This window comes from Streptomyces sp. NBC_01260, assembly GCF_036226405.1.
Lineage (GTDB): Bacteria > Actinomycetota > Actinomycetes > Streptomycetales > Streptomycetaceae > Streptomyces > Streptomyces laculatispora.
On sequence record NZ_CP108464.1, the window covers coordinates 2,508,074 to 2,521,731 of the forward strand.

A 13,658-nucleotide genomic window follows, 5' to 3' on the forward strand; every position below is an offset into this window, starting at 1 on the left:
CACGGTCCTTCGGGTGATGACCGGCGCGTCCCGTCACGGCGCCTCCAGGAACTCGTCCGCACCGGGCAGCGGGTGGTGTGGATCGTCGTAGAACAGGGCGACCCCGTCGGACCAGTACGTCTCCGTACGTTGCGCGCTCACTCCTTTTCTGAGCTCGTGCAATTTCAGCGGCAGTCCGTCACGGGCGCGGGCATCGGAGACGGCCTCGGCCACTCGTCGGTGGAATTCCTTGCAGACCGTGTCGGTCTCCGTCGGCCGCCGTTGCAGCAGGGCCACTCCGAAGCCGGTGTCGAGCACCCGCACCGCCCCGGCCGTGATCCCGGGGTCCGGCCGGTCGCCGTAGCGGCAGAGCACCGGCACGCTTTCGTGGGCCAGGGTGCGCAGCTGCGCGACCTCCGGTACTCGTACCCGCAATTCGTTGTCGCAGTCGACGACTTCGGCCCGAATCCCGGTGTCCCGCATGGCGTTCCAGCGCGCCAGGCGCTCGTCGGCCGGCCCGTGGTAGGAGCTGCGCAGGACCACCGGGCGGACGACGCCGAGCGGCAGCCCGTCCGAGGGGAGCTCCCAGCGGTCGACCTCCAGCCCGAACAGCGCGGGGGTGACGGAGACCTGGAGCAGCGCGGGGCTGCCCGGTTCGTCGCACCGCCGGAACGCCTCGGTCAGCGCGGCGGCGAGCCGGTCCGGCAGAGTGTCGAGCGCGGTGCCCTGGCTGTCCTCGGCGACGGGCAGCATCTCCCCGGTGTGGCGGGCGACCCCGATCCGCCAGTCGTAGCGGTCCCGGGCCCAGCCCTGGGGTTCCAGCTCCAGCAGGACGTAGGCGCGTTCACTGTGGCGGACGGCCGCGCCCGGCGGTGCGAGGGCCCTGCGGCGGTTCTCCTCCAGGCGCAGCCGGACGGCCGCCCACTCCATGGCGAGCTGCCGGCGGAAGTCCCGGGACAGCTCCTCCTCCGCGATCCGCTTCACCCACTCCCACAGCGACTTGGCCGCGGTCCTGGTGGACGGCACGTCGAAGGGCCGGTCGGCGGCGAGCACGCCCATGCAGTAGCGCAGGACCAGTTCGAGCGGAGCGTCCCGGTCGCGGGCGCGGGTGTCGTACAGCGCCCCCAGACCGTCCCGCCAGCCGCGCGGGGCCGGACGGTGGTCACGGGAGTGGACGCCGGGCAGGGCGTCGAGGAGGAGGAGCAGGCCGCGGGTGCTGACCGGGGGCGGGAACTCGGCGAGCCGCCCCAGCAGATCCGCCCGCCGCTTGGGGCCGAGGACGCCGCCGGGCGGCGCCGACAGCTCGCTCTGCACATCGGCCCAGGTCCGCTCGGTGCTGGCCGGGCTGTTGTGCCGGTCCGCGTGGTAGCGGTCATGGGCGTGGAAGACCGACTGGTAGGTGTCGTCGCCCTCGGTCTCGACGGGCGCGGACGGCACCTTCAGGGTGCGCAGCCGCTCGATCCCCACGGCCGTTCCGCCCTGGTGGTGGTCGAGCCGCGACTTGATCACCCCGACCACCTCCCCCCGGGCGAGATCCACCACGGGGCCGCCGGACATGCCCGGCTCCAGCCAGTCCCCGTCGAGCCGGACGACCTGTTCGGCGTCGTCCGACGCCCCGTAGGCCCCCTTCACCACGCAGACGCCGCTGCGCTTCAGCAGCCCGCCGCCCTGCGAGGGCGCCCAGCCCACGCAGTGGATCTCCCGGCTGCGGAGCATGGCCTCCGAGCGCTCGGTGACGTACACACAGGTGTGCTCGACGGGCCGCTGGAGCTTGATCAGCGCGAGGTCGGGGGCCGGCCAGCCGGTGGCCCCCTGCGGTCGGGCACCGGGCATCGCGGCGACGACCTTGCCCGGCACCTCGCTCAGTTCGGTGCTGTAGCGGTCCTCCTTGAACCACACGTTCACCACGCCCCCCTCCCCCCGCATTGCCACGTGCGCACACGTGAGGATCCAGCTCGGGGCGATGAAGAAGCCGCTCCCCAGGAAGTCCCCGCCAGGTCCGTCATGGGCATACCCGGACCCCGGGCGATGGATGCGCACGGTGGCGTCGTGCACGAGGCCCATGAGTGCAGTCTGCGGCTGTCCCGGGCCCCCCTCTGCGCCCCCGTCGCCCTCCGAGCTCATGACCCGCCGCCGTCGGTGTCGTCCGCCCCGTCCGGGTGCGCCGGGGCGCCGGGGGATGCACCGGCGGGCGCGCCGGGGGGCGCGGGCGCCGGTGCGGTGGGCGGAGCCCCCGGGGGCCCGAACGGAACCGGCGGCACGAACGCGGGCGGCACGGGAGGCGCGGGGGCCTGCGCGGGTACGGGTGCGGGGGCCGGTGGGGGCGGGTCGACGGGTGGTCCGCCGCCGTTCCAGGTGAGCGTGACCTTGATGGCTCCCTTGGCCTCGCCGTCCGCGAGGAGTCCGACGATCCTGCCCGACTTGGCGGTGAGCTCGATCCCGAACTCGACGCTGACCTCGTCCGGCCGCACGGCGCGCAGCGGCACGGCGAGCGAGCGCGCGACGCTGGTCACCACGCCCTGCAGGCTCTCGACCCGGGCCTGCACCTGGTCGGCGATGTCGCCGAACCCGGTGTCCGTGTACGTCGGACCGGCACCGGGCGCCGGACGGTCCAGCTCCTCGGCTCCCGAGATCCGGGCCCATACCGGCGTGCCGTCCGGCATCTCAATGCGCGTAATACGGGCAACACTGTCACCCATGACACCCCCCGTTCCCCGACTACCCGCAGGTTAACGGCCGTAGTCGACCGATGCGAGGTACATGGACCAGGACGCGGGGGCGCGGCGGATCGGTTCGCGGGGCTCCCGCACGGCCGGTGCGGACCGGCTCCCACCGCCTTCGCGGGCTGTCACCAGGTACTACGGCACGGCCCTTCGGCCGGGCGGCGGGCGTGGGCGGTCTAAAATTGCCGCCATGTACTTCACCGACCGCGGTATCGAGGAGCTGGAGAAGCGGCGAGGCGAGGAGGAGGTCTCCTTCGAGTGGCTCGCCGAGCAGCTGCGTACGTTCGTCGATCTGAATCCCGACTTCGAGGTGCCGGTCGAGCGCCTCGCCACCTGGCTGGCCCGGCTGGACGACGACGAGGACGAGGACGCGTAGCCACCGCCCGCCCTTCGTCCCCTCCGGCCGCCCGTCGCCGGTCCGTCAGGCGGTCCCGCCGCCCGCCCCGTCCGGGCCGTCGCCCCGCATCCGGTCGTACGCGAGGCCGAGGGCGCCGTGCAGCATCAGCAGAGCCCCGGCGAAGACCCAGCCGCCACTGTGCCGGCCGGCGCCCCAGAGGGCGAGCGGGAGTCCCGCGGCCAGCTGGGCGCCTGCCAGGGCGCGGGCCCTGGGACCGCGCATCCAGGGGCCGACGCGGCTGTTCTCGACCGCTTCGAGTTCCACCCTGACCGCGTCGCGCCAGCCGGTCCACGCGACCCGTTCGACCGTCGGCCCCGTACCGGCTCCGGCGGTCAGCGAGGCGGAGGATTCGCCGGGGTCCAGACCGGCCGGGAGCGTCAGTCCGATGCGGGTGAGGACAGCGAGCAGCCCGCGCAGCCGGGTGCGGGCGTCCGCCTCCGGATCGGGGCGGGTGAGGCCTTCGAGCGCCTGGACGTCCAGTACGGGATCGAGGCCGAGCCGCTCGGCGAACGTCCGCATCGCCTCGTCCTCACCCGCCGGGGTCCCGTCGGCGAGCCAGACGTAGCCGACCGGCCGGCGGAAGCCCGCGGCCAGCGTGTACCCGGCCCGGTCGCCGTCCCACCAGAGCGCGAGGACCGGCCAGGTGGAGCCGACCGCGAGCGCGGTGGCCCAGCCGCCCAGCACCCGGTCGACGGGCTCGGCCGCCTCCGCCGCCTTCCGGTCCCGCGGGCTGTGCCGGTCCCGCGGGCTGTGCCGGTCCCGCCAGGGCGCTCCCTCGGGTACGAGGACGCTCCACCCGTCTCCGGCGGGCGCGAGCAGCATCCGTTCGCGCAACAGGTGGGCGACCGGCCGCACGGTCTCGGGTTCGGCCCGGCACAGCAGCAGTGCCCCCACGGGTGATGTCGCGTCCATGCCTCACACCGTAAGACAAATCAGCGCAGTTCATCACTGTTTGATGCGATTTGCCCCATCGATCTCACCCCACCCTCCGCCACGACCTGCCTTGACTTCCCCGATCCGCGATATATCGTGTTCTGCAAGAGACGCGATATGTTGCGTCATCCGCGCTCCCCGGGAGGTCAGATCCATGCCTGTGTCGACGTGGACCATCGCCGAGCCCCAGAAGCTCACCTTCGACGAACCCGTGACGGCGCTCAGCGTGCGCATCGTCAACGGCACGGTCAATGTCGTCGGCACCGACGAACCGACCGCCAGGCTGGAGGTCACCGGCATCGAGGGACCGCCGCTGATCGTGACCCAGAAGGACGGCGTCCTCACCGTCACCTACGAGGACCTGGCCTGGCAGAGCATCCTCAAGTGGTTCGACCGCAAGGGCTGGCACCGCCACGCGGCCGTCTCCCTCGCGGTCCCGGCCGGATCGGCCGTGGAGGTCGGCGTGGTCGGCGCCGGGGCCTTCGTCTCCGGAATCCGCGGCCGTACGGACGTACGCGGCGTCACCGGTGACACCACCCTCGTCTCACTCGCCGGCCCGGTCGGCGCGGAGACCGTGTCCGGCAACCTGGAGGCGCAGGCCGTCACCGGCGACCTCCGCTTCCACTCGGTCTCGGGCGATCTGACGGTCGTCGAGGGCGCCGGCACCTCCGTACGGGCCGAATCGGTCAGCGGCGACATGGTGCTCGACCTGGACCCGACCGGGAAGCCCACCGACATCCGGCTCACCACCGTCTCCGGCGAGCTCGCCATCCGGCTGCCGCACCCGGCGGACGCGAAGGTGGAGGCGAACACCGCGAGCGGCTCCGTCTCCAACGGCTTCGAGGACCTGCGGGTGAACGGCCAGTGGGGAGCGAAGCGGATCACCGGCACACTCGGCTCCGGCACCGGGACACTGAGGGCGACAACGGTCTCGGGATCGATCGCCCTGCTCCGCCGCCCACCGGCCGAGGACGATCCGCACGACGCCGAGCCGACCGGAAAGGTGCTCTGACATGCCCCCCGTATTCGCCCATGGCCGCCTGCGCCTCTACCTGCTGAAGCTGCTCGACGAGGCTCCCCGCCACGGCTACGAGGTGATCCGGCTGCTGGAGGAACGCTTCCAGGGGCTGTACGCGCCCTCGGCCGGCACGGTCTATCCGCGGCTGGCCAAGCTGGAGGCCGAGGGCCTGGTCACCCATGCCACCGAGGGCGGCCGCAAGGTCTACTCGATCACCGACGCGGGCCGCGCCGAACTCGCGGGCCGCACCGGCGAGCTGGCCGATCTGGAGCTGGAGATCAGGGAGTCGGTCTCCGAGCTGGCCGCCGAGATCCGCGACGACGTCCGCGGGGCCGCGGGCAAGCTGCGCAGCGAGATGCGCGCCGCGGCGGACGAGTCCCGCCACGGAACCACCCGCTCCGACGCCAAGGGAGGCGCCGCGGGAAGCGCCGAGGGAGGCAAGGACTTCCCCTTCGGCGGCTTCGGTGACCTCGGCGACCTCGGTGACTTCGGCGACAAGGAGACGTGGCGCAGCGCGAAGGAGGAGCTGCGCAAGGCCAAGCAGGAGTGGAAGGAGCAGGCCCGCCGGGCGAAGGACGAGTCCCGCCGCGCCCGCGAGGACGCCCAGCAGGCCCGCCGCCAGGCCAAGGAGGCCCAGGACCGGGCGCGCGAGCAGATGCAGAACGCCGCCCGCCAGGTCCAGGAGCACTTCGCCCGCGGCGACTGGCCCTCGGGCGTACGGGAAGGGCTGGCGGAGATCACCGGACAGCTGGGCGGCTTCGCCCGTACCGCCGGCCGGCCCCCGTACGTCACGCCGGAACCCGCCGACGCCGACCCCGACTGGGGCAAGGACACGGGCAGCACCGGTGACCCGGCGCGCGATCTGGACCGCCTGCTGGACCGCTTCCGCGACGACATCCGCGACGCGGCCCGGGACCGGGGCGTCACGGAGGACCAGCTGTCACAGGCCCGCGGCCACCTGTCGGCAGCGGCGGCCCGCATCGGGGCGCTGCTGCGGACGGACGCCGACGGCCCGGCGTAGGCAACGGCGGGGAGCCCGGGGTGCGCACCCCGGGCTCCCCGCCGTTTTCCCGGCTTCTCGGTTCCGCTGCCGCGCGGCCCCTCAGCCCGCCTTCCGGTCCTGTTCCGCGCCGCCGTCCCCGTACATCGCGCGGCTGACCGTTTCGTAGGTCGCACCGTGCTCGGCGAGGACGTCGGCGACGACGCCGGGGTTGGCGGTGAGCGCCAGCAGGACATGTTCCTCGCCGATGAACCGGTCGCCCCGGCCCAGCGCGATCCGCAGGGACTTCTCCAGGATCGCCTTGGCCTCCCGGGTGAACATGCGGTGTCCCGACCACCGGCGCCGGGCCCTGCGCCCGCCGTCCAGGGCCCCCTCGCCGTGCGCCTCCTCGATCCGGTCGACGATCGCGGTGAGGTCGATGCCGATGCCCGCGAGCGCGTCGGCGTCGGCCCTGGTCATGCCGCCGCGCCTGCGGGCGTCGGCCAGCGCGGCCGCCAACGACGCCTTGCGGTCCACGAGACCGAGCGCGGCGGCGGCGAACGACGCCCGGCCGCCCTCCTGGTCCAGCAGCGCGAACAGCAGGTGCTCCTCGCCGACCGCACCGGCGTCGGCCCGTTCGGCGTGGGCCACGGCTCCGGTCACGGTGGCGCGGGCGCCCTTGGTGAATCGCTCGAACATCAATGCCTCCCGTACTTCTTGTGCACGGCCTGCCGGCTGACACCCAGTTCGGCCGCGATCTCCTGCCACGACCAGCCCTGAACACGGGCGCTTCTGACTTGTACGGCTTCGAGCTGCTCCAGCAGCCGTCGCAGCGCGGCGACCGACCGCAGCCCCACCCGGGGGTCGCGGTCGCCGGCACGAGCGGCGAGATCCGTTGCTTCGGTCATGGCGTCAACTTACATTGACACCATGACGCACGTCAACCCTGGTTGACAGTCAGCACGATCTTCCCGAACTGGTCGCCCGAAGCCAGCCGTTCGAACCCCTCACGGGCCCGGTCCAGCGGCAGCACGTCGTCGATGACGGGGCGCACCCCGGTGGTCGCGCAGAACGCCAGCAGATCCTCCAGCTCGTCCTTGGACCCCATGGTCGAGCCGACGATCCTCAGTTCCAGGAAGAAGATCCGGGTCAGCTCGGCGTGCGAGGGGCGGTCGCCGCTGGTGGCGCCGGAGATGACCAGCGTGCCGCCGGGGCGCAGGGACTTGACGGAGTGCGACCAGGTGGCGGCGCCGACCGTCTCGATGACGGCATCGACCCGGTGGGGCAGCCGTGCGCCGGGCTCGTACGCCTCGACGGCACCGAGTTCGACGGCCCGCTTGCGCCTGGCCTCGTCGCGGCTGGTGGCGTAGATCCGCAGGCCGGCGGCCCGGCCGAGCACGATCGCGGCGGTCGCGACCCCGCCGCCGGCGCCCTGGACGAGCACGGAGTCGCCGGGCCGCACCCCGGCGTTGGTGAAGAGCATCCGGTACGCGGTCAGCCAGGCGGTGGGCAGACAGGCCGCCTGCTCGAAGGTGAGTTCCTTCGGCTTGGGCAGCACGTTCCAGCTGGGGACGGTGACCTGCTCGGCGAAGGTGCCCTGATGGCGCTCGGTGAGGATGGAGCGGGGCTCGTCCGGGCCGACCCCGTGCCCGGTCTGGCCGATGACGGAGTGCAGGACGACCTCGTTGCCGTCCTGGTCGATCCCGGCGGCATCGCAGCCGAGGATCATCGGCAGCTTGTCCTCGGCGAGGCCGACGCCGCGGAGCGACCAGAGGTCGTGGTGGTTGAGGGAGGCGGCCCGGACGTTGACGGTGGTCCATCCGGGACGTGCGCCGGGAGCCGGGCGTTCGCCCAGCTCAAGGCCGTTGAGTGGGTGGTCGCGGTCGAGGCGGGATGCGTAGGCGGCGAACATGGGGCCGACGATAGGCCGGGCGGCCCTCCGGCGTAACCGGCTGCGGGTGTGACACGCACCGCGCGTGACGAACCCCGCGGGGGTTCGGGGGCGCCCCCGAACAGGCGACGCCCCCGAACCCGCGCGCAGAATCCTCAGCGCCGGGCCACACCCTCCGCCCGCGCCGCCGCCGCGACGGCCGCGGTGACCGCCGGAGCGACCCGCTCGTCGAACGGCGACGGGATCACGTAATCCGCGGCCAGCTCATCGCCCACCACGTCCGCCAGTGCGTTCGCCGCGGCGATCTTCATGCCCTCGGTGATCCGCGACGCCCGCACCTGGAGCGCGCCCGCGAAGATGCCGGGAAACGCGAGCACGTTGTTGATCTGGTTCGGGTAGTCCGACCGCCCGGTCGCCACGACGGCCGCGTACTTGTGCGCGATGTCGGGGTGCACCTCGGGGTTCGGGTTCGCCATGGCGAAGACGAACGCGCCGGGTGCCATCGAGGCAATGGCCGGCTCCGGGACCGTACCGCCGGAGACGCCGATGAAGACGTCCGCACCGGCCAGCGCGCTGTCCAGCGGCCCGGAGATGCCGGCCTTGTTGGTGAGCTCGGCCAGTTCCCGCTTGACGTCCGTCAGGTCCTCGCGGTCCCGGCTGACGATGCCCTTGCGGTCGGCGACGGCGACATCGCCGAGCCCCGCCTCCAGCAGGAACTTGGCGATGGCCACCCCGGCCGCGCCCGCGCCCGAGATGACGGCGCGCAGTTCGCCGAGACTGCGCCCGGACAGCTTCGCGGCGTTGCGCAGGGCTGCGAGGGTGACCACGGCGGTGCCGTGCTGGTCGTCGTGGAAGACCGGGATGTCGAGCCGCTCCTGGAGCTTGCGCTCGATCTCGAAGCAGCGCGGGGCCGAGATGTCCTCCAGGTTCACGCCGCCGAAGGACGGGGCGAGCCTGACGACGGTCTCGACGATCTCGTCCGCGTCGGTGGTCGCGAGCGCGATCGGCACCGCGTCGACGCCACCGAACTGCTTGAACAGGATCGCCTTGCCCTCCATCACGGGGAGGGAGGCCTCGGGCCCGATGTCGCCGAGCCCCAGCACCGCGGTGCCGTCCGTCACGACGGCGACGACCTGCGACTTCCAGGTGTAGTCGTGGACGAGTTCGGGATTCTCGGCGATCGCGCTGCACACCTTCGCCACACCGGGCGTGTAGGCGAGGGACAGGTCGTCCTTGTCCCGGATCGGGACGGTGGCCTGCACGGCCATCTTCCCGCCGCGGTGGAGGGCGAAGGCCGGATCGAACGGCTCGTCGGTCGCGCTGTTCGTGCTGCTGTCGCTGCGAGGATTGACGATCTCCGCTGCCATGGTGTTGACCCCTTAAGTCTTCATCGTTTGAGGGTGGCCACTCCTGGTCGAGGAGGGGTGGGTGGGCACCGCGTACGGCCCCTGCGCTGGGCGGTTGGCCCGCCCCGGCAGGGGGGAGGTACGTACGCGCGGGCGCGCCGCACACGCGCCCTGAGCCCCGGATGAGGGGTGTAAACGTCTTTCATACCGGACGGACCGGGTCACGGACGAGTCCACACCCCTGCGGTGACGTGACTCATAGCCGAATATCTGGACAAGTCCGCCACGCGAAGAATGCGTGTCCACCGGTCGAGACGCACCGCAGATTCTGCGGTCGCAGGAAAGAAACCCCATAGAAGGTCCGGCCTTGGTGTACCGGCCTCGTGAGGATCGGGGATCGCCCGTTACCCGATTTTGACATGACCAGCCCCCTGAATGCGCTGGTCCGAATGGCAAGATGCCGTAATCGCACACGGCGGCGACACCCGACGTCGTGTGCCAACCCGCCTGGCAACACCACCCTCATCTGCCGGAGGAACCCGATCATGACCGCAAGCACGACTCGTCGTACGGCCGCGAAGTCCCGGATTGCAGCGGTCGGCGCCATCGCGGTCGCCGGCACCATGCTGCTGACCGCCTGTGGCGACCAGACCAAGAGCGGCCCCAGTGGCTCGGACACGGCGAAGGCCACGACCGGCGCCTCGAACTCCCCCGCCGATCTCCTCCCTGCGGAGATCAAGTCCAAGGGCGTCATCAAGGTCGGCTCGGACATCGCGTACCCGCCGGTCGAGTTCAAGGACAAGTCCGGCAAGACGGTCGGCATCGACCCGGACATCGCCGCAGCGCTGGGCAAGCAGCTGGGTGTGGAGTTCCAGTTCGAGAACGGCACCTTCGACACCCTGGTCACGGGGCTGCGCTCCAAGCGCTACGACCTGGCCATGTCGGCGATGACCGACACCAAGGAACGCCAGGAGGGCATCGACCCCGAGACCAAGAAGAAGGTCGGCGAGGGGGTCGACTTCATCGACTACTTCACCGCCGGTGTCTCGATCTACACCAAGAAGGGGGACGACCAGGGCATCAAGACCTGGTCCGACCTCTGCGGCAAGAAGATCGCCGTCCAGCGCAACACCGTCTCGCACGACCTGGCCAAGGCCGAGTCCAAGAAGTGCGCCGGCGGCAAGAAGATCGCCATCGAGCCGTACGACAACGACCTGGAGGCCCAGACCCGGCTCCGCTCCGGCGGCGCCGACGCCGGCTCCTCCGACTTCCCGGTCGCCGCGTACGCGGTGAAGACCTCGGGCGGCGGCAAGGACTTCCAGATCGTCGGCGACCAGGTCGAGGCGGCCCCGTACGGCATCGCCGTCGCCAAGGGCAACGACCAGCTCACCAAGGCCGTCAAGGCGGCCATGGACGCGATCATCAAGAGCGGCGAGTACGAGAAGATCATCGCCAAGTGGGGCGTGGAGGCCGGCGCGGTCACCGAGGCCAAGCTGAACGGCGGATCGTGACCGGGCTCCGGCGCTGAGAGGTATCAGCCGTGATTGACATCGAGAAATCGGGCCCGGCCGACCAGCCGCCCGCACCCCCGACCCCGGCGGCCGGCCCTGAGGCGATCAAGGCCATCCCGGTCCGGCACTACGGCCGGTACGTCTCGGCGGTCGTCGCCATCGCCGCACTCGTCGCGATCATCTACGCCTTCAGCCAGGGCAAGATCAACTGGGGTGCGGTCCCGGACTACTTCTTCGACGACCGCATCGTCAAGGGGGTCGGCCAGACCCTGCTGTTGACCTCCCTGTCGATGGTGATCGGCGTGGTCGGCGGCATCCTGCTGGCCGTCATGCGCCTGTCGAAGAACCCGGTGACCTCGTCGATCGCGTGGTCCTACATCTGGTTCTTCCGGGGTACGCCGGTCCTGGTCCAGCTGTTCGTCTGGTTCAACCTGGGCCTGGTCTTCCAGTACATCAACCTCGGGCCGATCTACAAGGACTACTGGTCCAGCTTCATGACGCCGCTGCTGACGGCGCTGCTGGGCCTCGGCCTCAACGAGGCCGCGTACATGGCGGAGATCTGCCGCGCCGGTCTGCTCTCGGTCGACGAGGGCCAGACGGAGGCGTCCCACGCACTGGGCATGAGCCACGGCAAGACCCTGCGACGCGTCGTGATCCCGCAGGCCATGCGGGTGATCGTGCCGCCGACGGGCAACGAGGTCATCAACATGCTCAAGACCACCTCCCTGGTGGCCGCCGTGCAGTTCTACGAACTCTTCAAATACGCCCAGGACATCGGGCAGGCCTCCGGGGCCCCGGTGGAGATGTACTTCCTCGCCGCGGCCTGGTACCTGATCATGACGTCGGTGCTGAGTGTCGGGCAGTACTACCTGGAGCGGTACTACGCCCGCGGCTCCAGCCGCAGTCTGCCGCCCACCCCGATGCAGAAGATCCGGACCAACCTGCTGTCACTGGGCCGCCCGAACGGAGGCATGGCATGACCGCCATGGTGAAGGCCGAGGGCGTCCACAAGTCCTTCGGCGCCGCACACATCCTCAAGGGCATCGACCTGGAGGTCGCCCCGCGTGAGGTCTTCTGCCTGATCGGCCCGTCCGGTTCCGGCAAGTCGACCTTCCTGCGGTGCATCAACCACCTGGAGCAGATCAGCGCCGGCCGGCTGTCCGTCGACGGCGAGCTGGTGGGCTACCGCCAGAAGGGCGACAAGCTCTACGAGCTCAAGGACAGCGAAGTCGCCCTGAAGCGCCGGGACATCGGCATGGTCTTCCAGCGCTTCAACCTGTTCCCCCACATGACGGCGATCGAGAACGTCATGGAGGCTCCGGTCCAGGTCAAGCGCGAGTCCAAGACCGTCGCCCGCGCGCGGGCGACCCAGCTGCTGGACCGGGTCGGCCTGTCCGACAAGGCGAACAACTACCCCTCACAGCTCTCCGGCGGACAGCAGCAGCGGGTGGCCATCGCCCGCGCACTGGCCATGGAGCCGAAGCTGATGCTCTTCGACGAGCCCACATCGGCGCTGGACCCGGAGCTGGTGGGCGATGTCCTGGACGTCATGCGCGGTCTCGCCGAGGACGGCATGACGATGATCGTCGTGACCCACGAGATGGGCTTCGCCCGTGAGGTCGGGGACGCGCTGGTCTTCATGGACGACGGCGTGGTGGTCGAGTCGGGCCACCCGCGCGACGTCCTGACCAATCCGCAGCACGACCGGACGAAGTCGTTCCTGTCCAAGGTCCTGTAAGCGCCGCAGGTCCGGTGACCGGACCGGCGTACGAGAGGGCGGTACGGACCCACCGGTCCGGACCGCCCTCTCGCGCGTCCACGCACTGCTTCTCCGGCAGCAGCCTCCGCAGCTGCGCCCGCGTCAGCGGCGGGGGCTTGAGCAGCGGCCCCCGCGCGCTTGATGATGACGGCAACCCGGGCCGCCCCGGCGTGGACCACTTCCGTGCTGACGACCGGCCGCCCGGCGTCCTCGGCGGCCCGCCCCAGCAGCTCACGCACACGGGAGGGGCGGCCCGGACCGTCGTCCGCGCCGCCCCTGCCGGGACGCTGCCGCTACTTCACCGCGAGCACCAGGCTGTCCGAGGGCGAGGACCAGACGGCCCGCGCCTCTCCGAAGCCGGCCGCGCGCAGCGTGTCCGCGTGCCACCGCACGGACGGCGTGTCGCCGTCCGCGTGCTCGCCGTAGATCCTGAACCGCTCGGCGGTCGGCCCGGCGAGCACCGGGTCCTTGGCGGCCAGTGCCCACCAGTCCGCCCAGTCCAGGGCGCCGTCGGCCTTGGCCGCGTCCATGACGGCGTGCCGGTGGGCGCGTTCGGCGGCGTTGATCCGGGGGGTGCCCGTATCGGTCATGTGGTCGGCGTTCATGAACACCCCACCGTCCCGGACGAGGCCGCCGAGCTGCCCGTAGAGAACGGCGAGCGGCTCGCTGTGCAGCCAGTGCAGGGCCGTGGCGGTGAGGACCGCGTCGTACGAGTCGTGGGGCAGCCGCGCCGTCCACCGCGGGTCCTTGAGGTCCGCGGTGACGAAGGTGACGCGCTCGTCGCCGGCGAAGGAGCCACGGGCGATGGCGAGCAGTGCCGGGTCGAGGTCGACCCCGGTGCTGGTGGCTTTCGGGAACCGCCCAAGGAGCCGGTCCGTAATACTTCCCGTACCGCACGCGAGGTCGAGCACCCGCGGTTCGGGGCCCACCAGGGCCCCGACCATGTCGAGCATCACGCGGAAGCGTTCCTCGCGGTCGGGCATGTACCACTCCTGCTGCCGGTCCCAGCTCTTCTGCCAGGCCTGCCAGTCGGTACCCCGCGCTGTCTCCGTCACCCGAAACCCTCCTATGTAATAGCCTGAACCCAGAGAAGCCCATTACATCATCGCCGCACCGACTTTA

The 13,658-nt window shown here is 71.4% G+C and carries 14 protein-coding genes; 6 read left to right on the forward strand and 8 right to left on the reverse strand.

Annotated features, from left to right (window positions below; all coding sequences use genetic code 11):
• Positions 1–33: 33 nt before the first annotated feature.
• A complete protein-coding gene (locus tag OG322_RS10655; protein WP_266410961.1) occupies positions 34–2,043 on the reverse strand; it encodes a VMAP-C domain-containing protein in 2,010 nt (669 codons plus the stop codon).
• Between the two features lie 56 nt (positions 2,044–2,099).
• Positions 2,100–2,678, reverse strand: coding sequence for a CU044_2847 family protein (locus tag OG322_RS10660; RefSeq protein WP_123461617.1), 579 nt, complete (start codon positions 2,676–2,678; stop codon positions 2,100–2,102).
• 214 nt (positions 2,679–2,892) lie between these two features.
• Between OG322_RS10660 and OG322_RS10665 the strand changes: the two genes are divergently transcribed.
• A complete protein-coding gene (locus tag OG322_RS10665) occupies positions 2,893–3,078 on the forward strand; it encodes a DUF6104 family protein (RefSeq protein WP_123461616.1) in 186 nt (61 codons plus the stop codon).
• Positions 3,079–3,123: 45 nt separating this feature from the next.
• On the opposite strand, the gene OG322_RS10670 is transcribed toward OG322_RS10665, so the two are convergent.
• The gene (locus OG322_RS10670) at positions 3,124–4,011 is read right to left on the reverse strand and encodes a hypothetical protein (RefSeq protein WP_329306347.1); all 888 of its coding nucleotides are present in this window, start codon (positions 4,009–4,011) and stop codon (positions 3,124–3,126) included.
• Positions 4,012–4,186: 175 nt separating this feature from the next.
• Between OG322_RS10670 and OG322_RS10675 the strand changes: the two genes are divergently transcribed.
• Positions 4,187–5,044 carry a DUF4097 family beta strand repeat-containing protein gene (locus OG322_RS10675; protein ID WP_124285026.1) on the forward strand — a complete coding sequence of 286 codons (858 nt, stop codon included), beginning with the start codon at positions 4,187–4,189 and terminating at the stop codon, positions 5,042–5,044.
• A 1-nt stretch (position 5,045) separates the two neighbouring features.
• Complete coding sequence (locus tag OG322_RS10680) at positions 5,046–6,071, forward strand: PadR family transcriptional regulator (protein WP_123461613.1); 1,026 nt, start codon at positions 5,046–5,048, stop codon at positions 6,069–6,071.
• A gap of 81 nt (positions 6,072–6,152) precedes the next feature.
• On the opposite strand, the gene OG322_RS10685 is transcribed toward OG322_RS10680, so the two are convergent.
• The 4 genes from OG322_RS10685 to OG322_RS10700 all read right to left on the reverse strand — a co-directional run bounded on the left by OG322_RS10685 (position 6,153) and on the right by OG322_RS10700 (position 9,287).
• On the reverse strand, positions 6,153–6,728 hold the full coding sequence (locus tag OG322_RS10685; protein WP_123461612.1) for a Clp protease N-terminal domain-containing protein: 576 nt from the start codon (positions 6,726–6,728) through the stop codon (positions 6,153–6,155).
• The gene (locus OG322_RS10690) at positions 6,728–6,937 is read right to left on the reverse strand and encodes a sigma factor-like helix-turn-helix DNA-binding protein (protein WP_123461611.1); all 210 of its coding nucleotides are present in this window, start codon (positions 6,935–6,937) and stop codon (positions 6,728–6,730) included. Before OG322_RS10690 ends, OG322_RS10685 begins: the two co-directional genes overlap by 1 nt.
• 32 nt (positions 6,938–6,969) lie before the next feature.
• Complete coding sequence (locus OG322_RS10695) at positions 6,970–7,941, reverse strand: zinc-binding dehydrogenase (RefSeq protein WP_329306348.1); 972 nt, start codon at positions 7,939–7,941, stop codon at positions 6,970–6,972.
• A 134-nt stretch (positions 7,942–8,075) separates the two neighbouring features.
• On the reverse strand, positions 8,076–9,287 hold the full coding sequence (locus OG322_RS10700) for an NAD(P)-dependent malic enzyme (protein WP_123461609.1): 1,212 nt from the start codon (positions 9,285–9,287) through the stop codon (positions 8,076–8,078).
• Between the two features lie 524 nt (positions 9,288–9,811).
• Here OG322_RS10700 and OG322_RS10705 point away from each other — a divergent pair.
• The 3 genes from OG322_RS10705 to OG322_RS10715 are packed head-to-tail and all read left to right on the forward strand — an operon-like array spanning position 9,812 to position 12,515.
• Complete coding sequence (locus tag OG322_RS10705) at positions 9,812–10,777, forward strand: ABC transporter substrate-binding protein (RefSeq protein WP_123461608.1); 966 nt, start codon at positions 9,812–9,814, stop codon at positions 10,775–10,777.
• Positions 10,778–10,806: 29 nt separating this feature from the next.
• Positions 10,807–11,757 (forward strand): amino acid ABC transporter permease, encoded by a 951-nt coding sequence (locus OG322_RS10710; protein ID WP_123461607.1) that lies wholly within the window; start codon positions 10,807–10,809, stop codon positions 11,755–11,757.
• Entirely contained in the window at positions 11,754–12,515 is a 762-nt protein-coding gene (locus OG322_RS10715) for an amino acid ABC transporter ATP-binding protein (protein WP_123461606.1), read from the forward strand. Before OG322_RS10710 ends, OG322_RS10715 begins: the two co-directional genes overlap by 4 nt.
• 314 nt (positions 12,516–12,829) lie before the next feature.
• On the opposite strand, the gene OG322_RS10720 is transcribed toward OG322_RS10715, so the two are convergent.
• Positions 12,830–13,591, reverse strand: coding sequence for a class I SAM-dependent methyltransferase (locus tag OG322_RS10720; protein ID WP_124285023.1), 762 nt, complete (start codon positions 13,589–13,591; stop codon positions 12,830–12,832).
• Positions 13,592–13,658: the final 67 nt, after the last annotated feature.